Annotated in this window: 21 protein-coding genes; 10 read left to right on the top strand and 11 right to left on the bottom strand. The window is 72.1% G+C overall.

The window, feature by feature from the left end:
• Positions 1-7: 7 nt before the first annotated feature.
• Genes ACLJN9_RS00515 through ACLJN9_RS00505 form a run of 3 tightly spaced genes read right to left on the bottom strand, consistent with a single transcriptional unit; the run spans position 8 to position 2,876 of the window.
• On the bottom strand, positions 8-949 hold the full coding sequence (locus ACLJN9_RS00515; RefSeq protein WP_410808947.1) for an ABC transporter permease: 942 nt from the start codon (positions 947-949) through the stop codon (positions 8-10).
• Complete coding sequence (locus ACLJN9_RS00510; RefSeq protein ID WP_410808946.1) at positions 946-2,100, bottom strand: hypothetical protein; 1,155 nt, start codon at positions 2,098-2,100, stop codon at positions 946-948. Before ACLJN9_RS00510 ends, ACLJN9_RS00515 begins: the two co-directional genes overlap by 4 nt.
• On the bottom strand, positions 2,097-2,876 hold the full coding sequence (locus ACLJN9_RS00505) for a GntR family transcriptional regulator (RefSeq protein WP_410808945.1): 780 nt from the start codon (positions 2,874-2,876) through the stop codon (positions 2,097-2,099). The genes ACLJN9_RS00510 and ACLJN9_RS00505 overlap by 4 nt, the downstream gene beginning before the upstream one ends.
• A 102-nt stretch (positions 2,877-2,978) precedes the next feature.
• Here ACLJN9_RS00505 and ACLJN9_RS00500 point away from each other — a divergent pair, with 102 nt between their 5' ends.
• Positions 2,979-4,457: an aldehyde dehydrogenase (NADP(+)) gene (locus ACLJN9_RS00500; protein WP_410808944.1), complete on the top strand. Its 1,479-nt coding sequence runs from the start codon at positions 2,979-2,981 to the stop codon at positions 4,455-4,457.
• 20 nt (positions 4,458-4,477) lie between these two features.
• Here ACLJN9_RS00500 and ACLJN9_RS00495 read toward each other — a convergent pair whose 3' ends face one another.
• The 5 genes from ACLJN9_RS00495 to ACLJN9_RS00475 all read right to left on the bottom strand — a co-directional run bounded on the left by ACLJN9_RS00495 (position 4,478) and on the right by ACLJN9_RS00475 (position 11,835).
• Positions 4,478-6,865, bottom strand: coding sequence for a sigma-70 family RNA polymerase sigma factor (locus ACLJN9_RS00495; protein WP_410808943.1), 2,388 nt, complete (start codon positions 6,863-6,865; stop codon positions 4,478-4,480).
• Positions 6,862-7,845 (bottom strand): LysR family transcriptional regulator, encoded by a 984-nt coding sequence (locus ACLJN9_RS00490; protein WP_410808942.1) that lies wholly within the window; start codon positions 7,843-7,845, stop codon positions 6,862-6,864. The genes ACLJN9_RS00495 and ACLJN9_RS00490 overlap by 4 nt, the downstream gene beginning before the upstream one ends.
• 256 nt (positions 7,846-8,101) lie before the next feature.
• A complete protein-coding gene (locus ACLJN9_RS00485; RefSeq protein ID WP_410808941.1) occupies positions 8,102-9,685 on the bottom strand; it encodes a right-handed parallel beta-helix repeat-containing protein in 1,584 nt (527 codons plus the stop codon).
• A 229-nt stretch (positions 9,686-9,914) separates the two neighbouring features.
• Positions 9,915-10,541: a TetR/AcrR family transcriptional regulator gene (locus ACLJN9_RS00480; protein WP_410808940.1), complete on the bottom strand. Its 627-nt coding sequence runs from the start codon at positions 10,539-10,541 to the stop codon at positions 9,915-9,917.
• A gap of 58 nt (positions 10,542-10,599) precedes the next feature.
• Entirely contained in the window at positions 10,600-11,835 is a 1,236-nt protein-coding gene (locus tag ACLJN9_RS00475; RefSeq protein WP_410808939.1) for a hypothetical protein, read from the bottom strand.
• Between the two features lie 163 nt (positions 11,836-11,998).
• On the opposite strand from ACLJN9_RS00475, the gene ACLJN9_RS00470 reads away from it, so the two are divergent.
• Together ACLJN9_RS00470 and ACLJN9_RS00465 are read left to right on the top strand one after the other, a co-directional pair.
• Entirely contained in the window at positions 11,999-13,555 is a 1,557-nt protein-coding gene (locus tag ACLJN9_RS00470; protein WP_410808938.1) for an NAD(P)/FAD-dependent oxidoreductase, read from the top strand.
• A gap of 21 nt (positions 13,556-13,576) precedes the next feature.
• Positions 13,577-14,032, top strand: coding sequence for a hypothetical protein (locus tag ACLJN9_RS00465; protein ID WP_410808937.1), 456 nt, complete (start codon positions 13,577-13,579; stop codon positions 14,030-14,032).
• 35 nt (positions 14,033-14,067) lie between these two features.
• Here ACLJN9_RS00465 and ACLJN9_RS00460 read toward each other — a convergent pair whose 3' ends face one another.
• Positions 14,068-14,700 (bottom strand): DinB family protein, encoded by a 633-nt coding sequence (locus ACLJN9_RS00460; protein ID WP_410808936.1) that lies wholly within the window; start codon positions 14,698-14,700, stop codon positions 14,068-14,070.
• Positions 14,701-15,015: 315 nt separating this feature from the next.
• On the opposite strand from ACLJN9_RS00460, the gene ACLJN9_RS00455 reads away from it, so the two are divergent.
• The 6 genes from ACLJN9_RS00455 (at position 15,016) to ACLJN9_RS00430 (ending at position 19,092) form a co-directional block, all read left to right on the top strand.
• Entirely contained in the window at positions 15,016-15,432 is a 417-nt protein-coding gene (locus ACLJN9_RS00455; protein WP_410808935.1) for a YciI family protein, read from the top strand.
• Positions 15,432-16,646 (top strand): RNA polymerase sigma factor, encoded by a 1,215-nt coding sequence (locus ACLJN9_RS00450; protein WP_410808934.1) that lies wholly within the window; start codon positions 15,432-15,434, stop codon positions 16,644-16,646. Before ACLJN9_RS00455 ends, ACLJN9_RS00450 begins: the two co-directional genes overlap by 1 nt.
• Before the next feature lie 169 nt (positions 16,647-16,815).
• On the top strand, positions 16,816-17,121 hold the full coding sequence (locus tag ACLJN9_RS00445; RefSeq protein ID WP_410808933.1) for a hypothetical protein: 306 nt from the start codon (positions 16,816-16,818) through the stop codon (positions 17,119-17,121).
• 142 nt (positions 17,122-17,263) lie between these two features.
• Entirely contained in the window at positions 17,264-17,716 is a 453-nt protein-coding gene (locus tag ACLJN9_RS00440; protein ID WP_410808932.1) for a pyridoxamine 5'-phosphate oxidase family protein, read from the top strand.
• 110 nt (positions 17,717-17,826) lie between these two features.
• Positions 17,827-18,360, top strand: a complete 534-nt coding sequence (locus ACLJN9_RS00435) for a hypothetical protein (protein ID WP_410808931.1) — start codon at positions 17,827-17,829, stop codon at positions 18,358-18,360.
• Positions 18,361-18,546: 186 nt separating this feature from the next.
• A complete protein-coding gene (locus ACLJN9_RS00430; protein WP_410808930.1) occupies positions 18,547-19,092 on the top strand; it encodes a GNAT family N-acetyltransferase in 546 nt (181 codons plus the stop codon).
• 97 nt (positions 19,093-19,189) lie between these two features.
• Here the strand turns inward: ACLJN9_RS00430 and ACLJN9_RS00425 are convergent, their stop codons facing one another.
• Both ACLJN9_RS00425 and ACLJN9_RS00420 read right to left on the bottom strand, forming a co-directional pair.
• The gene (locus ACLJN9_RS00425) at positions 19,190-19,852 is read right to left on the bottom strand and encodes a tetratricopeptide repeat protein (protein ID WP_410808929.1); all 663 of its coding nucleotides are present in this window, start codon (positions 19,850-19,852) and stop codon (positions 19,190-19,192) included.
• A 132-nt stretch (positions 19,853-19,984) separates the two neighbouring features.
• Positions 19,985-20,764: an SAM-dependent methyltransferase gene (locus tag ACLJN9_RS00420; protein WP_410809510.1), complete on the bottom strand. Its 780-nt coding sequence runs from the start codon at positions 20,762-20,764 to the stop codon at positions 19,985-19,987.
• A 299-nt stretch (positions 20,765-21,063) separates the two neighbouring features.
• On the opposite strand from ACLJN9_RS00420, the gene ACLJN9_RS00415 reads away from it, so the two are divergent.
• Entirely contained in the window at positions 21,064-24,528 is a 3,465-nt protein-coding gene (locus ACLJN9_RS00415; RefSeq protein ID WP_410808928.1) for a ThuA domain-containing protein, read from the top strand.
• Positions 24,529-24,562: the final 34 nt, after the last annotated feature.

The raw sequence follows: 24,562 nt of genomic DNA, 5'->3' as shown, positions 1-24,562 counted from the left end.
CCTCCTCTCAGTAGGTGATGCGCGGGTCGAGCCAGGCGTAGACCAGGTCGGTGACCAGGTTGACCAGCAGGACGAAGGTGACGACGACGAGCACGGCGCCCTGCACCACCGGCAGGTCCCGGCTGAAGATGCCGTTGACGATGAGCGTGCCCATGCCGGGCAGGGTGAAGATGGTCTCGGTGACCACGGTGGCGCTCATCAGGGCGCCGATCTGCAACGCGGTGACCGTCACGACGGGCACCATGGCGTTGCGCAGCGCGTAGACGGCGACGATCCGGCCGCGCCGCAGCCCGGTCGCCTCGGCGGTACGGATGTAGTCCTCACCGAGCGCGGCGAGCAGCGAGCCCCGGGTCTGCCGCAGCACCACGGCGACCACGGTGGAGCCGACGGTGATGGCGGGCAGCACCATCCGGACCAGGTTGCCGCCGGGGTCCTCGCTGAAGGCGACGTATCCGGAGGCGGGCACCAGCCGTAGCCAGATCGCGAAGACGCCGATGAGCAGCGCCGCCAGGTAGAAGTGCGGGGTGGACAGGGCCAGCACGCCGAGCCCGGTGAGGGCGCTGTCGGTGGCGGTGCGCCGGCGGATCGCGGCGAGCACGCCCGCCGGGATACCGATCAGCACGGCGAGCAGCAGGGCGATGAGACCCAGCTCGACGGTGGCCGGCAGCCGGTCCACGATCACCGCGGCGACTGGCTCGTCAGTGAGCCAGGAGCGGCCCAGGTCGCCGGTGAGGGCACCTCCGATCCAGTCCAGGAACTGCTGCCAGAGCGGGGCGTCCAGGCCGAGGTCGACGCGGAGCGCGGCCCGATCGGCGGCGCTGGCCTCCTGGCCGAGGATCTCGGTGGTCGGGTCGCCGGGCAGCAGCCGCAGCAGCACGAACAGCACCACCGAGACGAGGAACAACACAGGGACCAGCTGCGCGACCCGGCGGACCAGATATCCGATCATGGAACGGGCACCTCCTCCCGGTCCGGCGCGACGTGCCGCAGCCAGTCGAGCCGGTCGGCCGGCATCAGGTCGTAGGCGTACAGGGCGAACGCGTCGGCGCCGGCACGCCGCGCGGCGTCGTACGCGGCGGCGAACCGGTCGCGCTGCGGTGAGGCCGGGACGGCGCCGCTCCAGGCGGCGGTGAGCGCGCCGGTCCGCTCCCGGGCGGCGGCCAGGTCGGCGGCGAGCGCCGGCAGGTCGCCGTTCAGGTTGGACACGGTCAGGCCGGCGGTCAGCGCACCGAGGCCGGCCAGGTCACCGCCGACCTTGCCGTCGGTGGCGTACGGATCGGTGGTCACCCGCAGCGACACCGGCGTGGCGCCGGCGGCGGTCACCGCCGCGGTGACGAGCCGCCGGACCACCGTGGCGCGGACGGCGAGCACGGTGTCGTGCAGCTCCCGGCCGAGCGCGGCGACGGCGTCCTCGGCGGGGTCCGGCGCAGCCGGGCGGGGGTCGGCGAGCTGGTCGCGCACGGTGTTCCGGACCCGGCGGGCGAGGTCGCCGCCCTCGACGCCCGCGGCGGCGAACTCGGCGCGGCAGGCGGCGCAGAGGCAGAGCGAGAGCAGCCAGCGGTCGGCCGGGCGGAGCGCGACGCCGACCTTCTCGTGCGCGCCCTGGTGGGCCCAGCCGAGGTAACCGAACGCCTCCAGGTCCAACCCGCTGACCCCGGGCGCGGCGGCGGCGTGGCGGACCAGGCCGGTGGCGTACTCGATCACCTCTGGTCGGGCCGGGCAGAGGGCGTGCCGGTAGGGGTGGTCGAAGGCGTTGCGCAGGGCCAGCTCCGGGTGGGCGGTGGCCAGCGCGCCGTGGTGCAGCCCGACCAGCCAGGCCACCGTGCGCACACCGGCCGCGCCCAGCGCCGCGGTGGCGGGGCCGGCCAGGTCGGCCACCACCGGCGGCGCGAACCGGCCGCCCGACCCGGACGGGGCGAACCAGAGGCCGCCGTCGAGGTCGGCCACCGCGCCGGGGTCACTGGTGCTGAGCAGCCAGCGGCCACTGTGGTACGCGTAGGCGAGCCGCACCGCGCCGACCCCGGCGTCGGCCACCCGGGCGGCCTGCGCCGCGGCATCGGCGCGGAACGAGACCGGGTGGGCGTACACCTCGGGTCTCATCGGGCGGCCTGTTCGTCGAGGACCGCGAGCAGGGTGCTCAGCGCGCTCTCGATGTGGTCGCGGGTGAGCCGCTCGGCCAGCGCCGCGTCGCCGCGCTCGGCGGCGTCGAGCATCGCCTCGTGCTCGGCGGACTCCTGGGCGAAGGTGGCGCGCAGCCGCCAGCCGGCGGTCGCCACGAAGGCGGTCAGATCCTGCAACTGGTCGAGGAACCCGCAGAGGAACGGGTTTCCACAGGCCAGGTAGAGCTCGCGGTGGAAGCGCCGGTTGGCGATGCCGAGCCCGGCGGTCTCACCGGTCTCGACGAGCACGGCCGCGTCGGCCAGCGCCGCGCGGGCGGCCGCGAACGGGCCGGCGCCCCGCGTGGCGGCGAGCGACGCGGTGCCCCGGGTCGCGACGCCTCCGGCGGCGGCGAGGTCGACGGCGCCCTGGGTGGCGAGCCGCACGGCGGCCGGCTCGACCGAGGCGCGCGCGGTGTACAGGTGGCGCACGGTGTCGGCGTCGATCCGGCGGACGCTGACTCCCTGGTAGGCGTTGATCTCGACGAGGCCGCTGGAGTGCAACTGCTTGAGCGCCTCGCGCACCGGCGTCTTGGAGACGCCGAGTAACTCGGCGAGCTCCCGCTCGACCAGCGGCCGGCCCGGCGCGAGAGTGCCGTCCAGGATGGCGCGACGCAGCGCGTCACGGACCCGGTCGGCGCGGGAGGCGGGTTGCTCCAGCGCGAGGGCGGCGCCCGGCGGCACGGCAGGTTCCACAGTGGGAGGAAGCGATCGCGGCATGCCAGTATCGTGGTATACCACGATGCCGCAGACAAGCCCTCGCGGCGGAAATTCTTCATTTCCTGCTGACCGGCTCGTCACCCCCACGTAACAGGAGCAGCCGTGCCCCCTCCCAACTCCCCCGCCGCCGTCGTCGCCACCACCGTGGTCGCGGAGGCGGTCGACGCCGCCCGCGCCGCCGCCCCGCTCCTCGCCCGCGAGCCCCTGCCCGTCCGCGCCGGGCGGTTGCGCGCCGCCGCCGACGCACTCGACACGCACGGGATCGAGGTCGTCGCGCTCGCCGCCACCGAGACCCACCTCGGGTCGGCCCGGCTCACGGGTGAGCTGGCGCGCACCACGGCACAGCTGCGGCTCTTCGCCGACGCCGTCGAGGAGGGGTCCTTCCTGGACATCGCCGTCGACCACGCCGACCCGCGGGCGGCGCCGGTCGCCCGGCCGGACATCCGCCGGATGATGCGCCCGATCGGCCCGGTCGCCGTGTTCGCGGCGAGCAACTTCCCGCTGGCCTTCTCGGTCGCCGGCGGCGACACCGCCTCCGCGCTGGCCGCCGGCTGCCCGGTGGTGGTCAAGGCGCACGAGGGACATCCCCGACTGTCCGACCTGGTCGGCCGGGTGCTCGCCGGCGCCCTGCCGGCGGGCGCGGTGACCGTGCTGCACGGCCGGGCGGCCGGCCGAGGCCTGGTCAGCGATCCGGCCGTACGGGCTGTCGGGTTCACCGGCTCCGAGGCCGGCGGTCGAGCGCTGTTCGACCTGGCCAGCGGGCGATCCGACCCGATCCCCTTCTACGGCGAGCTGGGCTCGGTGAACCCGGTGATCGTCACTCCGGCCGCCGTGGCGAGCCGGGGAGCGTCGGTGGCGGCGGGGTACGTCGCCTCGTACACCCTCGGTCTCGGGCAGTTCTGCACCAAGCCCGGCCTGCTCTTCCTGCCCAGCGGGCACGGCCTGGAGTCGGCGCTGGTCGACGCGGTGCGGGCCGTGACGCCCGGCCCGCTGCTCGGCGAGTGGATCCGCGTCGGGTTCGACGAGGCCGCCGCCGCACTCGCCGGCCTGGACGGCGTCCGGCCGCTGGTGCCGCCCACGGCCGGCAGCGGGATCACCGCCGCACCGGCACTGCTCGCCATGTCCGCCGCCCGTTTCCGGGCCCAACCGGCCGCCGCCCGGGAGTGCTTCGGCCCGGCGTCGCTGATCGTCGAGTACGACGACCCGGCCGAGCTGCTGGCCGCGCTGGCCACCGTGCCCGGCTCGCTGACCGCCACCGTGCACGCCGAGCCGGGCCGCGATGGTGACCTGGTCGGCGCGCTGCTCGACGCGGCCGCCGAGCGGGCCGGGCGGGTCGTCTTCAACGGCTGGCCCACCGGAGTGGCCGTGACCTGGGCGATGCACCACGGCGGCCCGTGGCCGGCCACGACCGCGCCGCTGCACACCAGCGTCGGAGTGGCCGCGATCCGCCGGTTCCTGCGCCCGGTCGCCTACCAGGACGTCCCCGCCGAGCTGCTGCCCGAGGCGCTGCGCGACGGCAACCCGCTGGGTCTGCCGCGCCGGGTGGACGGCATCCTGGACACCGTGGCGTACGCCGGCTGACCCACCGCCGCGGTGTCGCGTCACCGCCGTTCCAGGGCGCCCCGGTCCACCTGCCCGGCCCGGGGCGCCCGGGCGGCGTCCACCTCGGGCGCGCCGGCCGCGACGCCGCTGTCCACCGCCGGACTGCCGGCGGCCAGCCGGAAGTCGCCGGCACCCGCGTCGGCGAACCGGGGGGACGCGGACAGGCCCGCCGGATCGGCCGGGGCGGTGGAGCGACCGACGACCAGGTTGTGGCTGAACCGGACGTCGGTGCAGCGCGACACCGCGACCGCCGGCGCGCCGGGCGTGGACACCACCACGGCGTTGCTCACCCGCACGTCACGGCAGCGGGTGAGCACCAGGTCGGTGTCGATGTCCGCGTGGGTGGCGTTGTGGTACAGGGTGTTGTTCACGACGTCGACGTGCGCGGCGTCGAAGACGTTGATGCCCCTGCCACCGTTGCGATAGGCGATGTTGTTCTCCACCAGGGTCCGCCCGGCGTACGGGGTCTGGCGCAGCGGCGCGCCCCGGACGTCCTCGTTGGTCAGCGACTCGACGATGATGCCGTTGCCGTCGGTGATCCGCCTGCTCGCGCCACTGCACAGGCAGGGCACCAGATTCATGTTGTCGTGCACCACGTTGCCCCGGACGATCATCTTGGTGCCGGTGTCCGCGTCGGAGTTCCAGCTGCTGTGCACCGAGATGCCGCTGCCGCCGTACGGCGAGTAGTGACCGTTGCGGGCGGCCACGTTGTAGGCGATGGTCACGTGGTCGGCGTACTGCGCCGAGATGCCCGCCAACGGGCAGTCGCTCACCGTGTTGCCCCAGACGACGACGTGGTGCGGCCGGCGCGGCGGGTCGGCGGTGCGCTGCTCGTCGACGGCGATGCAGTTGGTGGAGACCGCCGGGTCGGAGACGTCGCCCCGCTCGGCCGCCGCGATCTGTGTCGCCCGCAACGCGGTACGCGGACCGACGACGGTGAACCCCTGCACGACGACGTAGGAGGCGTGCACCCGGATCCCCTGCCAGGCGCTGGCCCGCACCACCGGCCGCGCGCCGGGCAGCGCCGCCCAGGTGATCCACCGCTGGGCAGTGCCGGAACGCTCGATGGGCAGCACCGCGAAAGTGCTCTGGTCGGCGTACTCCCCGTCGTCCACCAGCACGGTGTCGCCGGCCCGGGTCAGCGTGGCCGCCCGGCCCAGCGTGCGCAGCGCCGTCCGCCGTGACCGGCCGTCGGCCCGGTCGTCGCCGGAGCCCGCGACGTACAGGTAGCGGCCCCCGTTGGTGGGCGGGAGGTCGGTGGCCCCCCAGGTCGGGCCGCCGGTGCCGGCTCCGGCCCCCGGCCGGTCGGCGACCGGTGTGGGCGACACGGGTGCAGACGGTCGTGTCGAGGGCGCCGCAGTGGTGGGTGGGGCCACGGCGGCCGGGGTTCGGGCCTCGATCTTCGGAGGCAGGTCCTTGAGCCCGTGCAGCGCGCCGAGCACCAGCGCCACGACGATGCCCACGGCCGCGACCCCGACGACCGCGCGCACCGGATGCCCGAGCCCTCCGATGGAAGGGACGGCGGGACCGGCCGGGGCGGCGGGGGCGGCGGGGGCGGCCGGGGCGGCGGGGGCGGCGAACGCTGCCAGCGCCGGATGGTCGATCGGCGGGAGCAGGTGCGCCGGCGGCACCAGCAGCGGCGTCGCGGCGAGCAGCCGCTCGGCCGGCAGCAGATGAGCGCCGGCTGCCGTGCAGGCCGGGCAGTCGTCCAGGTGCCGGGCCAGCCGCTTGCGCCAGAGCCCGGAGGGCCCGCCGTCCCAGCCGGCCAGCAGGCGTCGCATCGCCGCGCAGCCGTCCGGCCCCCGGGCCGCCGTCCGCGCCGCCACGATGCGCCGGGCCGTGCCGAGCCGGGACAGCAGGCGGTGCCGCCGGACCCGGGCGTGCGCGGCCGGGACACCCAGCGTCCGGGCGAGGTCTCCGGGGGCGAGCCGGCCGACCTGGGTCAACCACCACAGGCCGAGCAGCTCACGGTCGTCGGCGTCGAGCCAGCCGGTCGCCTCGGCGAGTTGCCGGCGTTGCAGGTCCAGCTCCCGGCGGCGTGTGGCGTCGTCGTCGGTCGCGTCCGCGGTGCCCGGCAGATCGTCCGGGTCCATCAGCAGCACGGCCCGCCGATGGGCGACGGTGCGCGCCCCGCGCCGACGGGTCTCGTGCACCGCGATGGCCGCCAACCAGGCACGGAACCGTGCCGGTTCGCGTAGCCCGGGTAGCCCACGGATCGCTCGGATCATCGTCTCCTGGGTGACGTCGTCCGCGTCCGCGGGCTCCAGGCTGCGCGCGGCGAGGTTGTACACCAGCGGCAGGCCGGCGCGTAGCAGACGGTCCAGCGCTCCCGGGTCGCCGCGCTGAGCACGGTGTACCAGCCGGGTTGTCTCGTCGACGGACGTCATCGTGTCTGCTCCTGCTGTTCGCGGGCTGGCCCGACGGCGCCTGTGCTCCGCTCGCCGGTCGCCGCCGGGGCCTGCGACACCCCGGCGGTCGCCTCCTGTCCACTGTCGTCGGCAAGTGCGCGCAGCACGTCCCGGACCAGGCGTTCCGGCCCGGCGTCGGGCCGCCAGGCCAGCAGCACCGTGGCCGGCGGAGCGTCGCGCACCGGACGACGGACGACGCCGGCGGCTGCGGGCGCGGTCGTCACCTCCAGGCTCACCGCCCGTCCGGCCGCGACCAGGGCCGCCGCCTGCGTCCGGTCGTCGGTCACGTGACCGATCACCGGGCTGAAGCCGCCCAGCTGCCGGCAGGTGCGCCGCAGCGCGTCGCGCACCTCGGAATCCACGCTGGCCACCCACTCCTCCTCGGCGAGGTCGGTCAGCTCGATCAGCGGCACGCCGGCGAGCCGGTGCGTGGCGGCGAGCGCCACGGTGAGTGTGGACTGACGCACGGCGAGCACCCGCAGTCCGGTCAGGTCGACCTGCGGGGTGTGCGGCCAGCTACACCAGAGGCCGAACTCTACGTCGCCCAGGCGCAGCCACTCGCTCACCGTGGCCGGGTCGGCCACGGTGCGCAGCCGCCAGTCCACCCCCGGCTGGTGGCGCCCCAACTCGTCGACGACGTGACTGCCGGGGAGCCGCGACACCGCGATCCGTACGGTCGTCGGAGGCGTACGGGCGGCGTCGCCGAACTCGGCGAGTTCCAGCTGGAGCTCGTTCCAGCCGCGCTGGGTGGCGGTGACCCAGCCGGCGAGCGCCTGACCGGCCGGGGTGGGCACCGCACCTCGTGGGGTGCGGTCGACCAGGCGCGCGCTGAGCGACCGTTCCAGGCGACCGATCCGCACCGACAGCGCCGGCTGGGAGATGCCCAGCCGGGTGGCGGCTCCGGTGAAGCGACGCTCCTCGGTCAACACCTTGAACGCCAGCAGATCGGTCCAGTTCACCGCCCACCCACCCCCGGTCGAGACGGGTCGGCCCGCCGGCGGCGGTGCCCCGGGTCGCGCAACGTTCGAGGCCGGTCGACACGGCTCATGCTTCCCCCTTCGAACGGCCCGTCCGTGTGGACGGCCGCCCGAAGGGACCCCGCTGCTGCGCCTGGCGTAACAGAAATTCGGCAAACCGACGGAACGGGGCGGGAGGGAGAGCCGGCGCGCCCGCCCCGCACCGAGGGGTGTGCGGGGCGGGCGCCGGGGAGTGGTCTCAGCCGCGCTCGAGCGCACCCCGGTCGACGCGGCCGACGCGCGGCGCCCGTCGGCCGTCGGTGACCGGCGCGAGCGCCGAGGTCCCGCTGTCGATCGCCGGGCTGCCCGGCTTGAGCCGGAAGTCGCCGGCGGACGGGGCGACGAAGCGCGGGTCCCCGGTCAACGCGTTCGGGTCGGTCGGCGCGTTCGACCTTCCGACCACCAGGTTGCTGGCGAGCCGGAGATCCGCGGCGTTGCTCACCCACACCGCCGGCTTACTGCCGCCGGCGACCACGACGTTGTTCGCCACCCGGACGTCGTGTGCCCGGTTCACCCCGAGGTCGGTCTCGATCGCCGCGTGCCGCGCATTGTGGTAGAGCGTGTTGTTGACGACGTCGACGTGGTCGCTCCTGAAGACGTTGACGCCCCGTCCGCCATTGTTGTAGGAGATGTTGTTCTCCACCAACGTGCGCCCGGCGTACGGCTTCTGGAACAGTGGGCCCCCACGGTAGCTGTCGTTGTCGTGGGAGTCGACGATGATGCCGTTTCCGTCGGTGACGGTACGGAATCCGCTGCACCGGCAGGGCAGCATGTTCCAGTTGTCGTGGGTGACGTTGCCCCGCACGATCAGTTTGTAGCCGGTGTTGCCGTCGGAGTTCCAGCCGCCGAAGACCGAGATGCCGCTGCCGCCCAGCGGCGACCAGTACCCGTTTCGGGCCGCGACGTTGTACGAGATCGTCACGTAGTCCGCGAACTGCGCCGCGATGCCCACCAGCGGGCAGTCGGTCACCGTGTTGCCCCACACCACGACGTGGTGCGGCCGGTGCGGCGGGTTGGCCGTCTTCTGCTCGTCCACCGCGATGCAGTTGCTCGTGACCTCGATGTCGGAGATGTCGTTGCGTTTGGCCTTGGCGATCTGGGCCTGGCTGAGCGTGCCGCGGGATCCGATCACGGTGAAGCCGGCGACGGTGACGTACGCGGCCCGGACGTTGATGCCCTGCCATCCGGTGGCCCGCACGACCGGTCGCTCACCGGGGTACGCGGCGTAGGTGATCCAGCGTTGCGGGGTCCCGGACCGGCTCACGCCCAGCACGTTGGCCCGGCCCGGTGCGCGATACTCACCCGCCCCGACCAGCACGGTGTCTCCCGGTTCGGTCAGGTCGGCGGCCCGTTGCAGGGTCCGCAGCGCCGTCGCCCGGGAGCGCCCGTCGGCCCGGTCGTCGCCCCGGTTGGAGACGTACAGGTAGCGACCGCCCTGGGTCGGCGGCATCGCGCCGGCCGCCCAGGTCGGCCCACCGACACCCGCGCCGGCGCCCGGACCTTCCGGGGCGCCGGGACGCGCCGGTGACGGGCTGGGGGCGGGCGCGGTGGTGCTCGGCTCGGCGCCGGCAACCGTCGGCGCGGCGGCCGGAACCGAACCGCCGGGCGCCGGCGTGCTGCCCGACGCGGCGGTCGAGGCGGCCGCGGCGGGGCGGCCGGTCGCCCCGTTCTGCGGCCGGCACCCGGTCAGCGCGGCGGTGAGGACGAGCAACACCGCGCCGCCGGCCGCGAGACCGCGCAGCCTGGCCGTACGCCGCGAACGGCCGTCTGAACGAACTGACATGGATCCTTCGCCTTTCGGTGGTGAAGCGTTTTCCCACCGGCGACGGGAACCGCCGCCGGCCTGCCGAAGATTAGCGAGGAAACTGCCTCAACAACCCGATTCAGGCGGCGTCTGCCCAATTCTTATACCACATTTAAATGGCTCGGTTCACTGACCGGCGATTATGTTCGGACAATTATGGCCCACCTCCGGCCGATATCGTCGTCGACATGGGGCGATTGCTGGTCGACTAGTAGGCCGCCAGCAGCGGCAGGCGAACCGCTGGTGGCAGGGGCGCGCTGACAAGGTCGGCGCGAAACGATTGGATCATCAACGCCACGAGGCGACGTGAGGCGGCCAGGGCGGCCGCCGGTGTTGCGGCCCGGATGCCGCCGTTGGCCATCAGCAGCAGCAACAGGTCCTCGAGGACGAAGTCCTGGCGCAACCGACCGGCCTCCTTGGCCCGCCGGGTCAACTCGGCGAAGGACCGCAGGACCCGCTCCCGTGCCTGCCCCACGTCGACCGCCTGCGGGAACGTCGCCACGATCGCCGCCGTGAAGCTGCGATCGGCCGCCTGCATCGCGGTGATCTTCTCGATCAGGGTGCAGAAACCACGCCACGGATCAGGGTCGGCCACCGCCTCGTCGAACACCTCGGTGCAGGCCACCATCTGCACCGCGAAAGCCTCCGTGACCAGCGCCTCCTTGGTCGGGAAACGGCGGTACAGCGTCGCGACGCCCACCTTGGCGCGCCGGGCGATGTCGCGCATCGACACGTCCACTCCGTCACGGGCGAACGTGGCACGGGCCACGTCGAGGATGCGGTCGCGGTTGTCTCGGGCGTCGGAGCGCAGGGACCGGGGCTCTTGTGGCGTCACCGTTCCCACTGTAGCCAAGTGGACGGGGTGTTCCGTTAGCTCAGCCGCACGGCGGCACTCAGATGATCATGTGGGTCCAGTAGGTGAGCCAGAGCACGAACAGCACGCCCTGCACCAAGGCGAGGGTCGCGGTCAGCCACACGTCGATGGTGGCGCGGCGCGCCCAGCGGGCCAGGACAAGGGCCACCGGGAACGCGGCGAGCAGGTAGCGCAGCAGGCTCCGGTAGACCGGCGGGCCCATCGACAAGGGCACCAGCACCACGAGTACGCCGTACACCAGGTAGGCCAGTTCGCGGCGGCGGAAGCCGGCGGCCAGCACCGCCAACACGGCCACCGCGAACCAGACCCGGCCGGCGTCCTGCGGCTGCCCGGTGAGCCCGCCCCACAGCACCGGCACCGGATTCTGCACCCTGATCCCCCATCCGGCCTGCTGGGCGTGCTGGTAGGCGAACCAGCCCCCGCCCTGCCAATGGCAGAACGCCATGAAGGTGAACCAGCCTGCGGGCAGTAGCAGCAACGGCCAGCCGATCCGCAGGTAGCCGAGCAGGGCACGCGGACCGAGGCGCCAGTCGTGCTGGCGCAGCAGTACCAGGGCCAGGGGCAGCGCCACGAGAAGGCCGACCGACCGGCTCATGGCCAGGAAGTAGCCGAGCACGCCCACCAGCAGCCACCGTCGGCGCTCCGCGTAGTAGAACGCGGCCAGCGCGAGACAGACGAAGAGCGACTCGGTCAGCGCGGCCTGGAACAGGAACGCGGTCGGCAACAGCACCAGGTACCGGGTGAACCGACGGGCCGCGTCGGGGTCACCGAGGAGCAGCTCGGCCAGCCGGTGGCCGTACCAGAGGGCCAGGAGGAACGCGACGTTGCTGATCAGCAGCAGGGCCAGCGCGTTGTCCCCGCCCAGCAGCGCGCCGACCGGCCGGGCCAGGAACGGATAGAGCAGGGGGAAACCGAAGTCCCGCCACGGCCCGGTCAGGGGCAGCTCACTCAGCCGCAGATACAGCAGGGCGTCCCAGGCGAACCAGAAGGAGATCCACCGGTGCCCGGAGACCTCCCGCTGCTGCGTCCACATCAACGCCTCGTCGGCCGGCGGCGCGCCGGGAATGCCCTCCCAGGCGTGCAGGACCAGCAGCCCGACGAGGGTGAGCAGCAGCTTCGCCCCGAGGAATAGGCCGAGCAGGTAGGGCCACGGCTCGGGCACCCGTCGGGCGAGCCGCGCCCCGGCCCGGGACGCTCCGGTCAGGCGGATGGCCAGCGCCGTCGCGTGCCCCCGGCCGCTCCGCCACCGGCGCATCCGCCCCGCTCCCCCGGTCCGCCCGTCACGGGGGCGCCACCCCTCCTGTTGTACGCCGAAGCGCGTCCCGCCGAGGCGGAAACCGTCACGACCCGGGTGAGGTCGGCCGCGAAACGGGTACGCGCGGCGCCTCAACCATGGCGGTGAGCAGGGAGTACGGGGCATGAGCGAGCAGCACGGCACGGTGGTCATCGGTGCGGGGCCGGCAGGGCTCACGGCGGCGTACGAACTTCTCCGGCACGGGCTGCCGGTACGGGTCTTCGAGGCCGACGAGGTGGTCGGGGGCATCAGCCGGACCGTGGAGCGCGACGGGTGGCGTTTCGACATCGGCGGGCACCGGTTCTTCACGAAGGTGCCCCGGGTGGAGGCGTTCTGGCACGAGATCCTGCCGGACGAGGATTTCCTGACCCGACCACGGATGAGCCGGATCTTCTACCGGGGGGCGCTGTTCAACTACCCGTTGAGCGCGGGGAACGCGCTGCGCAACCTCGGACTGCCGGAGGCCGCCCGCTGTCTGGGCTCGTACGCCCGAGCCCGACTGCGTCCGCCACGGGACCAGTCGCACTTCGAGGGGTGGGTGTCGGCCCGGTTCGGCTGGCGGCTGTACTCGATCTTCTTCAAGACGTACACCGAGAAGGTCTGGGGTATGCCCGCGGATCGGCTGCAGGCAGACTGGGCCGCCCAGCGGATCAAGAACCTGTCCCTCGCCACGGCGATCCGCAACGCGGTCCTGCCCCGGCGTTACCGCACGGACGTGACCAGCCTCATCGAGCAGTTCCAGTACCCCAAGTACGGGCCGGGAATGATGTGGGAGCGCTGCGCCGAGCAGGTACGCGACCGCGGCGGGAGGCTGTCGACCGGCACCTGGGTCACCGCGGTGCACCGCGACCCGGGCCGGCGGCGGGCGATCAGTGTGACGGTCAACGGCGCGGACGGGCAGCACACCACGGCGGCCGACCACGTGATCTCGTCGATGCCGATCTCGGAGCTGGTGGCCGCGCTGCGCCCGGCGCCGCCGCCGGAGGTGCTGGCCTGCGCAGCCGACCTGCGCTACCGCGACTTCCTGACGGTCGCGCTGGTGGTGCCGGCCGAGTTCTCGTTCCCCGACAACTGGATCTACGTGCACGACCCCGGGGTACGGGTGGGCCGGATCCAGAACTTCGGCTCCTGGTCGCCGTACCTCGTGAAGGACGGGCGCACCTGCCTGGGCCTGGAGTACTTCGTCTTCGAGGACGACGAGATGTGGCGTACCCCGGATGCCGAGCTCGTGGCGCTGGCCACCGCGGAGCTGGAGCGGCTCGGGCTGGCCCGGCCCGGCGTGGTGGAGGCCGGCCACGTCGTGCGGATGCCCAAGGCCTACCCGGTGTACGACGAGCGCTACCAGCACAACGTGGACGTGATCCGGGCCTGGCTGGCCGAGGCGGTGCCGAACGTGCACCCGGTGGGACGCAACGGCATGCACCGCTACAACAACCAGGACCACTCGATGCTGACCGCGATGCTGACGGCGGAGAACATCGCCACCGGCAGCGCGCACGACGTCTGGTCGGTGAACGTGGAACAGGACTACCACGAGCAGTCCGGCGGCGGCGACGGTCGACGGGGAACGGGCCGCGACGCGCCGGTGCTGCCGAGCCGGATCATCGCGGCCCCGGTCACCGTGCCGGGCGTCGGTGCCACCGGGAACGGCGACCGGCCGGCACAGGTGCCACTGGGCTGAACGAGCCGTAGAGTCTCGGACATGACAGGCGGTGAAGCCCTGATACCCAACCCGGCTCTTCGGCCGTTCGAGGTGCTGGTCGGTGAATGGCGCACGACGGGCACGCACCCGTTGATTCCGGATACGACTCTCCACGGACGTACCTCGTTCACCTGGCACGAGGGCGGCGCGTTCCTCCTCATGCGGTCCGAGATCGACGAGGAGGGCATCCCGAGCGGAGTGGCGGTCCTCGGCAGCGACGACGCGGCCGCGACATTCGTCATGGTCTACTTCGACGAGCGCGGCGTGTCGCGGAGGTACGACGTCACGCTGACCGACAACCGGCTGGTCTGGGCACGCGATGAGGCCGGTTTCGCGCAGCGCAACACGCTCGTGATCGACGAGGATGGCTCCCGGATGGTCGGCGTCGGCGAGATGTCCCGTGCCGGCGGTGACTGGGAGGACGACCTCTCACTGACCTACGAGCGGATCAGCTAACCGACGAGCTGAGCTGATCCAGCGCCACCTGTGGTTCAGAGGACACGCCTGGCGGTGGAGTCCCAGCGCCAGGCCTGTCCTCGGCTCTCCGGAGTACGGCCAGTGGCGGCGAGCAGGTCGTGCCAGGGGTCATCGGACCGTGCGGCGTGGGCGAAGATGCGATCGAGGCACGGTGCCACGATCTGCGCCGGCGCCCGGTAGTCGATGTGGTGCGCGCCCACGATGTCACGGGTGTGCAGGACCAGTTCGACGATCCCCATCGCAGCCAGGGCCGAGCGGTCGGGGTTTCCGTACGGATGCCAGCCGGTGCGGTCGGCGGGAACGCTGGCAACCACCGCGACCAGAAGACCTCCAACGGCGTCGAGGCAGTCAAGCACCGCACGTGTGCCACCTTCTTCCTCCGGCCAGAACGTGCACGAGGGTCGCCCGGGGTTCAGCGGGAACTCCATCAGCGGGGCGTAGCCCTCATGACCATGCGTCCCGGACAACTGCATCGCATAGGCGCCCAGGTCATCCAGGATGTGCGCCATCGTCTCCCGGCACGTCCAGTCAAGACCGGTTGCCTGCAGCCCCCACCCGTCGTCGGGGATCTGTCGAAGGCTCGCGCGTGCATGCTCCAGCGCCGCCGAAAGTAGATCGCTGTCTGGAATGCCGATCGAAGCCACCATGGGGGGCAGCTTCCCAGCCGTCACGGCTTCCGGCTACCGAAATTTCCACCTGGCGCCGGCCCCGGTCGCATTTCCACCGGCGCTCAGCATGTCCGCACGCACTCACACTGCGACGATAGGCTTCGTGATCAGCATGGCGTCCGCGTCAGTATTCGCCAGGGGCCAGTTCGGACGGGCGCAGTGCTGGTCTGACGGGTTCGGTTGCATCGCGGCGACAGATTTCTCCGGGGCCGTGTCGATCCGCGGGCCGCTCGTTCGACGTGTGGGTGCGAGGACGAGGGCCGAGAGGCGGCCCCGCCGGACGAGGAGAACGCGATGCCGCAGTACATGCTGATCATGCGGGGCACCGATGAGTCGAACGCGGCCATGATGGCCGACGTCGACGAGCTGATGGCGGCGACCCGCCGGTTCATCGAGGATACGGCCAAGGCCGGCGTCTACGTCGCCGCCGAAGGGCTGGACGATCCGGGCCAGGGCGTCGTGGTGCACTTCGGCGACGAGGCCCCGGTGGTCACGGACGGGCCGTACGGGGAGACCAGGGAACTGTTCGGGGGCTTCTTCCTGCTCGATGTCGCCTCGAAGCAGGAGGCGGTCGAGTGGGCCAAGCGGGTTCCGGCGGTCCCCGGGTCCAAGATAGAGATTCGGCGCGTGCCCGGGGAGGACGAGGTCCCGCACGACAACGGGACGTTCGCCACGGAGGGGACCCTACGCGAGAGCAGCGACCGGACCTGATGGGTACGGCCGACGTCGAGGCCGTCTGGCGGATCGAGTCGGCGCGGATCGTCGCCGCGCTGACCCGGTTCACCGGCGATTTCGGGCTGGCCGAGGATGCGGCCCAGGAGGCGGTGGCCGAGGCGCTGGTGTCGTGGCCGCTCGCCTCTCCGGCCAACCCGGCCGGCTGGCTGATGGCCACGGCCCGGCGGCGGGCGATCGACGCGATTCGCCGCCGGGCCGCCCTGCAGGATCGATACGCCCTGCTGGCGGTCGAGCCGGTGGTCGACGAGGACATCGACCTCGACCGGATCGACGACGACATCCTGGCGCTGATGTTCGTCAGCTGCCATCCGGTGCTCTCCCCCGAGGCCCGGGTGGCGTTGACCCTGCGCGTGGTCGGCGGCCTGTCCACCGAACAGATCGCCCGCGCGTTTCTGATACCCGTGCCGACCGTGCAGGCCCGCATCACCCGGGCGAAGAAGACGATCGCGGCGGCCGGGGTGCCGTTCGAGCTGCCGCCCGCCGGTGAGCGCCGGAAACGGCTGGGCGGTGTGCTCAGCGTCGTCTACGTGATCTTCACCGAGGGATCGACGGCAACATCCGGCGACCGGCTGCTGCGGCCCGCCGTCGCGTACGAGGCGATCCGGCTGGCCCGCACGCTTGCCGCGCTGCAGCCGGACGAACCGGAGGTGCACGGTCTGCTCGCGTTGTGCGAGCTGACGGCCGCACGTTTCCCGGCCCGAACCGGCCCGGATGGCGCGCCGATCCTGCTGGCCGACCAGGACCGGCAGCGGTGGGACCTCTCGGCGGTCCGCCGCGGGCTGGCCGCGCTGACCAGGGCATCCGCTGGCGGGCTCGGCCCGTACGGCTTGCAGGCCGCGATCGCCGCCGCCCACACGTCGGCGGCGTCGGTGCAGGCGACCGACTGGGACCGGATCGTGGTGCTCTACGAGGCACTCGGCCGGATCGCGCCCTCGCCGGTGGTCGAGCTCAACCGGGCCGTCGCCGTGGCCATGGCCTCGGGTCCGGAGCAGGCCCTGGCCATGGTGGACGAGCTGATCGCCCTGGACCGGCTCCCCGGTTCACATCTGGTGCCGACCGTACGCGGCGAGCTGCTGGCCCGCCTCGGTCGGCGAGAAGAGGCGCGCGCCGAGCTGGAGCTCGCGGCCCGACTGTGCGCCAACCAACGCGAACGCTCGGTGTTGCTGCGCAAGGCGGCCGCGCTGGGCTGACCGCGTGGCAGACCGGGATCAGGTACGGCCCGGACGCCGTCGATCATCGTTGGCCTTGGCGGCGAAGCGCCAACCGGCACGAGCGGCGGATCGGCGCATGATCTCGCGGCGTGATGAACTGTGGTCGACGACGCGCGACGTTGGCAGAGGCGTCGGAGGAGGCGGTCCGATGGCCGAGGCAGAGCGTCCCGCGACCACCGACGACGGGCATTTCCTCATCATCTCCGGCCGTCGGTGGCGCGCGACCGACCCCGCCATCCCCGAGCACGTGGCGGCGGCCTTGCGCCGGGCACTCATGGCAGCGAGGCGGGACGTCGGGCGGGCCAAGCGCCGCGGCGAGGATCCCGCGTCGGCGCGCGCACGTGTGCAGACCGCGAAGGTGGCGCTCGGCGAGCGCGGCACCCCGTGGTGGGAGCAGACACTGGAGCAGCGTCGGCAACGGTGGGAACAGGGTCTACGCGAGACCGACCAGTAGAGGACCGCGCCCGCACCGACAGTGCGGTCCAGGCTCTGCCGCTTGCCTTCAAGCCGGCTTCAACACCGACCCTTAACCGGGCCGACTGTGAAGCGGGGAAGCCGTGAGCGCGCTCCGCGAACGGAAGAAGGAGAGCATCCCCGTGGGCACCGAAGCACCGCGCACCCTGCGGCAGCGTCGACAGGACACGCTGGCCCGCCTGAACCATGACCTGGACGCTTGGGTCGCCTCAGCGGACCGGGACGGCAACGCCTATCTGGTGCCCCTGTCCTTCCTCTGGGACGGCACGGCCTTCACCCTGGCGACAGCCGAGTCCAGCCCGACCGGGCGCAACCTGTCCTCCTCGGGACAGGTACGGATGTCGGTTGGTTCGACCCGCGACGTGGTGCTCGTCGACGGCGCTGTCGAGACGTTCTCGCGAGAGGCCGTGCCCTCCGATCTCGCCGACGCATTCGCCGCGAGACTCTGGGATGCGCGGGTGGGTACGACCCACTACGCCTACTTCCGGGTGACGCCCAGGCGGATACAGGCGTGGCGCGAGGAGAACGAGCTCGCCGGCCGCGACCTGATGCGTGAAGGTCAGTGGCTGGTCTGACGGCTGACCTCGCCGACAGCTCGTAGGCGTCCGGGGATCGGCACGGCGCTGACACTCCGTCGAGATGTTCCACTCGTTTCGTCCCGAGTGTCGTTCGGGTAGGTGGGGGCATGGATCGCAACGTGGTCAAGGTGCTGCTCGCCGCCTGGGAACGACCCGACTTCCGGGCTGGCCTGCGGAACCTGATCGACCTTGACGAGGTGACGTCCCTGCTCGCGGCTCTGGCCGTCGACGATCACGACGACGAGGTGCGGCACCGGGCAATGGACCTCCTGCGGTCGGCGCTGGAGACAGCGGAGATCCGCGCTGCGGTCCTGCTGCTGATAGAGACCGACGACATCCGGCACAGCCTCGTTGTCGCGATCTCGGACAACCTCGCCGACCGGCCGGGGCTCGCGGCGTCGATCCGGTCTGCTCTGGACGATCCCGCCGTCCGCGCCGAGATCCGCGACGCCCTCGAGTCGCAGGAGATGCGGACACTGGTGTGGAAGGTGGCGGAGGATGAGTTCCGCGGCCGTCGACTGACGCTGGTCAGGGAGGCAGCGCTGCTGCTTCTGCGGCACCGCCCCGCCCGCCGCCTGGTCTGGGCGCTGAGGCGGCACGGCGTCATCCGAGAGTTGCGGCGCAGGCCGGCATCCACCTGATCACCGCCATCATGGGCACCTGACGAATCGCACCCCCGTGACCACGATTGCCGAGCGCGGTCCGTGGGTTGGTTCGGGCGCGATCGTGATCCAGCGGGTACGCGTGCGGTCGAGCACGGCTGACCGGCAGCTTCCCGGCCGGATAAACCCATCGCCCGGCGGGCGCCGACATGCTAGGAACGGGACGTGTCCGACCTGACAAGCTCCCTTGATGCCACATCGCTGGAGACTCCGCGGCTGCTGTTGCGTCGCTGGCAAGGCGATGATCTGGACGGGTTCGCCGCGGTCAACGCGCAGCCCGAGGTGATGCGCTACATCCATGACGGGCGCACCCTGGACCGGGCCGCGACCGCGGAGCGTCTGGCCACCTTCGAGAGGCACTGGGACGAGCACGGCTTCGGCCTGTACGCGGTGGAGATCAAAGAGACCGGCGAGCTGGCCGGTTTCACCGGACTGGCGGTGCCGACCTTCCTGCCCGAGATCATGCCGGCCGTGGAGATCGGCTGGCGGCTCGGCCGCGCGTACTGGGGTCGGGGCCTGGCCACCGAGGCGGCGCAGGCCGTTGTCGCCCACACTCGTGCCGAGCTCGGCCTGCGGCGGCTGGTCAGCATCCACGTCGTCGGCAACGAGGCGTCCGCGCGGGTGATGGTCAAGGTGGGCATGTCGCTGGAGCGCGAGACCGTGCAGCCGGACACCGGCCGCCAGGTCCGGGTCTACGCGATGGACCTGTGAAACTGTCCTGTACGCCTCGTGGATGACCGCGACACCCGATCCCCACGAGTTGCGCAACGAGTGACCCGGTGGCGGAACGTCTGCCGTGGCCGCACGCTCAGATCTGCGTTCTCGCCCGCTCGATGTGCCGCACGATGGCGTGAGCACCGTGCGCGTGTGCGATGGCGTACGCCTCGTCGAGTGTTGCGATCGCGTCCGCCCGGCGGTCCTGGGCGGCGGCGATGTAGGCCAGCCCGATCATGTTGGACGCCACGCCCGGCAGTGCCCCGACCTCCCGACGCAGCCGGGAGGACTCCTCCAGCCGCTCGCGCGCATCGTCCAGCCGGCCAGCCGCGTGCGCCGCGATGCCCAGGTGCCGCAGCGCCTCGGACCGGGTCGACTTGTCGCCGGTCTGCGCCGCCAGCTGGCAGGACCGCTCGAGGTACGGAACCGCGGTCTCGTTGTCGCGCCGGATGAACTGGTGGAGGCAACCGATCCAGAACAGTGCCTCGGCCTCGCCGCGCGTGTCGCCGATCCTCTGGTACAACTCGAGCGCGCGCTCGAACGACGGCAGTTCGGCGGGATCCTCGCCGGGCAGCGCACCGGCGTCGGCGGGCGCGCTCTGACAACGCGCGTGCAGAATCAGCCCACGCGCCAACGCCGCATCGGCCTCGACCGCGTCCAGGCCCTCCTCGGCGTCGACCAACTCGCTGGCGTCGCCGCCGAACACCGCGCGCTCATAGGCCCTCCTGGCCCGTTCGATCCGATCGTCGCTGCTCATCGCCGCCTCCATTGACGTCGCCGCCGCCTGCTGGATCCGGCAGTCTGGTCGGGGCGCCCCCGTCACCATCCGGGTCGGAGCCCGACGATGCGCGCCGACGGCCAGACTGCCGTACACCGACGGGTTTTCCGGTCAGGGCTTGCGGGCCACCGCGCCGTGGATGGACGCCTCGGCCAGGGAGGGCCGCTGCTCGGGCGGCACCTCCGGCCGCCACTCGGTGACCGGGACGATGCCCGGCTCGGCGAGCTCCAGGCCGGTGAAGAAGCGGGCGAACTCCGCGCGGTCGCGGGGTATCGTGTCCTGCTTCATCCGGCCGGCGGCGAACTCGGCGTACATCCGCTCGACGATCTCGGTCGGGATGTGGTCGGTGGTGAAGTGGGTGAGGGCCAGCCAACTGCCGGAGGGCAGCGCGTCGAGCAGGTGGGCGACCTGCTCGTGCGGGCGGTCGTCGTCGGTGAGGAAGTGGGCCACGGCGACCAGCACCAGGGCTACCGGCCGGGACAGGTCCAGGGTGGATCGCAGTTGCGGATCGCCGAGGATCTTTTCCGGGTCGCGCAGGTCGGCGTCGAGGTAGGCGGTCGCACCGGCCGGGCCACTCGTCAACAGGGCCCGCGCGTGCACCAGCACCATCGGGTCGTTGTCGACGTAGACCACCCGGCACTCCGGCGCCACGGACTGGGCCACCTCGTGGGTGTTGTCGGCGCTCGGGATGCCGGTGCCGATGTCGAGGAACTGCCGGACGCCGGCCTCCTCGGCGAGGAACCGCACCGCCCGGCCGAGAAAGGCCCGGTTCTCGCGGGCCAGCGTGCGGATCGCCGGATAGACGGCGGCGACCTGGTCCCCGGATTCCCGGTCGACGGCGAAATTGTCCTTGCCGCCGAGCCAGTAGTTGTAGCGGCGGGCCGAGTGCATCACGGTGGTGTCGATCCGGTCGGCGCCCCGACCCCCGTACTCCCCCGACGTCGACGATGCCACCACGTGACCTCCCCAGATCGACCGGCCACGCCGTCGGCGGATGCCTGACGACGTACGCGGCAACCATGCTAGGCGTAACCAGCTCGGCCCGGTGACCCCGCTCGCGGCACACGGCTCCGGGTCCGGAGACCGCCCCGCCGGCAAGACTATTGACGGTCATCACTGGCTGTCAGTACCGTGGTGCGGGCAGCGAGAAAGCGCTTTCCGACCCTCACCGTCTGACAGGGAGCGCCCCCATGCCCAGATACCTCCGTGCGGTCTGCCTCGCCCTGCTCGCCGTCGCCACCGTCCTGAGCACCACCACCGCCCTGCCCGCCGAGGCCGCCCCCCGCTTCCGGGTGCTGGTGTTCTCCAAGATCACCAATTTCTACCACGACTCGATCCCGGCGGGCATCGCCGCGATCCAGCAGCTCGGCGCCACCCACAACTTCGAGGTCGTCGCGACCACCGACGCGGCCGCGTTCACCGACGCCAACCTCGCCACCTTCGACGCCCTGGTCTTCAACAACACCAACTCCACCCCGGCCTCGGGTGATCTGCTCGACGCCAGCCAACGCGCGGCGTTGCAGAGGTTCATCCGCAACGGCGGCGGCTGGGCGGGCGTGCACGCCGCCTCGGCCAGCGAACGCGACTGGCCCTGGTACGAGGGCCTGGTCGGCACGATCTTCGACTACCACCCCGACTTCTCCACCACCGGCGGCACCTTTTCCGGCCGGGTGAAGGTGCTCGACCGGGCGCATCCGTCGACCCGCAACCTGCCGGAGCTCTGGGAGCAGAGCGAGGAGTGGTACAACTGGAAGACCAATCCGACCGGCAACGTGCACACCCTCGCGCAGATCAAGGTGCGGGACGGGATCCCCGGGATGGACGAGGGCGTCGACCACGCGTACTCCTGGTGTCAGCGCTACGACGGCGGCCGGTCCTGGTTCACCGCTGGCGGGCACGCCAGCTCGCGGTTCTCCGAGCCGGCCTTCCTGGAGCACCTGCGCTACGGCATCGAGTGGGCCGCCGGCGCGGTCGCCGGTGACTGCTCGGCCACCGAGACCGGCACCTTCGAGCGGGTGGGGCTGGTGACCGACAACCTCGCCGACCCGTTCGAGCTGGCTGTGGCTCCGGACCGCAGGGTCTACTACATCCAGCGCACCGGTGCGTTGAAGGTCGTCAACTCCGACACCCTCCAGGTGACCACGCTGCTGGACCTCGCGTACACCCCGGCGATGACCGACCAGTCCGACGGGCTGCTCGGCATGACCCTGGATCGCAACTTCGCCAGCAACGGCTGGGTCTACCTGCTCTGGTCCGACAAGACCCTCAAACAGCTCAACCTGTCCCGGTTCACGGTCGCCAACAACAGCGTCGCGCTCTCCTCGGAGAAGCGGCTACTGGCCATCCCCACCTACCGCGGGGTGGGCCGGGCCAACTCACATATGGGCGGCTCGCTGACCATGGACGCCGCCGGGCGGCTCTATGCCGGGATCGGCGACAACACCGACCCGTTCGCCTCGAGCGGGTACACCCCGATCGACGAACGGGCCGGACGCGCCGCCTGGGACGCCCAGGGCACCGCCGGCAACACCAACGACCTGCGCGGCAAGATCCTGCGGATCACGCCGCAGGCCGACGGCACGTACGCCATCCCCGCCGGCAACCTGTTCCCGGCCGGAACCGCGAAGACCCGGCCGGAGATCTACGCGATGGGCATGCGCAACCCGTTCCGGATCACCGTGGACCCGCTGACGAACGCCCTGCTGGTCGGCGACTACGGCCCGGACGCCCGCGCCGCCGACCCGAACCGGGGTCCGGAGGGCACGGTGGAGTTCAACCGGATCACCACGGCCGGCAACTACGGCTGGCCGTACTGCGTGGGCAACAACATCCCGTTCAACGACTACAACTTCGCGACCAGCACCTCCGGGGCGACGTTCAGCTGCAGCGCATCGGTGAACAACTCGCCCAACAACACCGGCCTGACCACCCTGCCGGCGGCGAAGTCGGCGCTGGTCTGGTACGCGTACTCCGCCTCCGGCCAGTTTCCGGAGCTGGGCACCGGCGGCGGCGGGCCGATGAGCGGGCCGGTCTACGACTACGACCCGGCCAACACCCGCACCACGAAGTTCCCGGAGTATTTCGAGGGCAAGTGGATCACCTACGAGTTCACCCGCAAGTGGTTCAAGACGTTGTCGATCCACCGGACGGCGCAGACGTTCAACAACGCGCGCTTCGGCCCGACCGCCGTCGGTGACCTCCAGTCCATCAACGGGATCTTCGGCAACATGAGCTGGATCCAGCCCTTCGAGGCGGAGTTCGGCCCCGACGGTTCGCTCTACGTCATCGACTTCGGCGAGGGCACCGGCAGCGGACGCGGCGGCAGCAACGCCGGCGCCGGCATCTACCGGATCGACTACGTCGCCAACGGCCGACCGCCGACCGCGAAGATCGCCTCCACGCCGGACAGTGGACGAACGCCGTTGACCGTCGCCTTCTCCTCGGCCGGATCAGCCGCCGGCGACGCCTCGGCGCTCAGCTACGCCTGGGACTTCACCAACGACGGCACCGTCGACTCCACCGCCGCCAACCCGAGCCACACCTACTCGGCCGCCGGTAAGTTCACCGCCCGGCTGACCGTCCGCAACAGCGGCAACGGGTTGACCGCCAGCGCGGTCACCGACGTGGTGGTCGGCAACACCCGACCCACGGTGACCATCACCGTGCCCGACGGCGGCTTCTTCGACTTCGGCGACAAGATCCCGTACACGGTGACGGTCACCGATCCGGAGGACACCACCATCGACTGCTCCAAGGTGACCGTGCAGACGCAGCTCGGCCACGACTCGCACGCCCACCCGCTGGACGTGTACACCGGCTGCTCGGGGCTGCTGGCCACCGAGGCGGACGCCGGCGACGGGCACGGCCCGGGGCAGAACCTCTACACGGTCGTCACCGCGCAGTACACCGACGGTGGCGCGGCCGGCGGCGTACCGGCACTGACCGGCTCGACCCGGGCGCAGTTGCAGCCCAAGAGCAAGGAGGCCGAGCACTTCAGCGCCCAGTCCGGCCTCACGGTCAACGAGCGACCCACCGCCCGCGCCGGCAGGCGGCTCGGCGAGGTCGACCACAACGACTGGGCGGCGTACGGGCCCGTGGACCTGCGCAATGTCGGCTCGGTGACGCTCGGGGTCACCAACGGCGGGCTCGGCGGCGACATCGAGCTGCGCACCGGCTCACCCACCGGCACCCTGATCGGCAGGGCCACCATCTCCTCGACCGGCGGGTGGGACAACCTGGTCTCGCCCACGGTCACGCTGACCAACAAACCCGCCGGCACCACCACGCTCTACGTGACGTTCGTCAACGCCGCGCAGGTCGGCGGCACCCCGGATCTGCTGTCCCTGGACTGGTTGCGGTTCAACGGGGCCGGCGTCAAGCAGGAGCCGGGTGGGACGCTCTCCGTCGTGGCCAGCCCGGCGAGCGGCGCCGCACCGCTGACCACCACCCTCACCGCCACCGCCTCGGCGCCATCCGGACAGAGCATCACCGACTACGCCTGGGACTTCGGCGACAACACCGCCGTCACGCACGGTGCCACGCTGCGGTCGACCGGCCACGGCTACCCGCGCAAGGGAACCTTCACCGCCCGGGTGACGGTCACCTACACCAGCGGGGAGACCCGCTCGGCCAACCTGACCATCACGGTCAGCTGACTGCGGTCACCGGCGGGCGGGGGCTTACCCCGCC

Source organism: Micromonospora sp. 067-2 (assembly GCF_046549295.1).
Classification (GTDB): Bacteria; Actinomycetota; Actinomycetes; order Mycobacteriales; family Micromonosporaceae; genus Micromonospora.
The sequence above is the reverse complement of the archived record's forward strand: the minus strand, read 5'-3'. Positions and strand labels throughout refer to the sequence as shown.

Bases quoted from the DNA above. Each gene is read 5' to 3' on its own strand.
- ACLJN9_RS00460 (WP_410808936.1), bottom strand. From the start codon at position 14,700: ATGGTGGCTTCGATCGGCATTCCAGACAGCGATCTACTTTCGGCGGCG.
- ACLJN9_RS00445 (WP_410808933.1), top strand. From the start codon at position 16,816: ATGGCCGAGGCAGAGCGTCCCGCGACCACCGACGACGGGCATTTCCTC.
- ACLJN9_RS00465 (WP_410808937.1), top strand. From the start codon at position 13,577: ATGACAGGCGGTGAAGCCCTGATACCCAACCCGGCTCTTCGGCCGTTC.
- ACLJN9_RS00455 (WP_410808935.1), top strand. From the start codon at position 15,016: ATGCCGCAGTACATGCTGATCATGCGGGGCACCGATGAGTCGAACGCG.
- ACLJN9_RS00485 (WP_410808941.1), bottom strand. From the start codon at position 9,685: ATGTCAGTTCGTTCAGACGGCCGTTCGCGGCGTACGGCCAGGCTGCGC.
- ACLJN9_RS00450 (WP_410808934.1), top strand. From the start codon at position 15,432: ATGGGTACGGCCGACGTCGAGGCCGTCTGGCGGATCGAGTCGGCGCGG.
- ACLJN9_RS00515 (WP_410808947.1), bottom strand. From the start codon at position 949: ATGATCGGATATCTGGTCCGCCGGGTCGCGCAGCTGGTCCCTGTGTTG.
- ACLJN9_RS00435 (WP_410808931.1), top strand. From the start codon at position 17,827: ATGGATCGCAACGTGGTCAAGGTGCTGCTCGCCGCCTGGGAACGACCC.
- ACLJN9_RS00415 (WP_410808928.1), top strand. From the start codon at position 21,064: ATGCCCAGATACCTCCGTGCGGTCTGCCTCGCCCTGCTCGCCGTCGCC.
- ACLJN9_RS00505 (WP_410808945.1), bottom strand. From the start codon at position 2,876: ATGCCGCGATCGCTTCCTCCCACTGTGGAACCTGCCGTGCCGCCGGGC.
- ACLJN9_RS00425 (WP_410808929.1), bottom strand. From the start codon at position 19,852: ATGAGCAGCGACGATCGGATCGAACGGGCCAGGAGGGCCTATGAGCGC.
- ACLJN9_RS00475 (WP_410808939.1), bottom strand. From the start codon at position 11,835: ATGCGCCGGTGGCGGAGCGGCCGGGGGCACGCGACGGCGCTGGCCATC.
- ACLJN9_RS00495 (WP_410808943.1), bottom strand. From the start codon at position 6,865: ATGACGTCCGTCGACGAGACAACCCGGCTGGTACACCGTGCTCAGCGC.
- ACLJN9_RS00470 (WP_410808938.1), top strand. From the start codon at position 11,999: ATGAGCGAGCAGCACGGCACGGTGGTCATCGGTGCGGGGCCGGCAGGG.
- ACLJN9_RS00510 (WP_410808946.1), bottom strand. From the start codon at position 2,100: ATGAGACCCGAGGTGTACGCCCACCCGGTCTCGTTCCGCGCCGATGCC.
- ACLJN9_RS00420 (WP_410809510.1), bottom strand. From the start codon at position 20,764: ATGCACTCGGCCCGCCGCTACAACTACTGGCTCGGCGGCAAGGACAAT.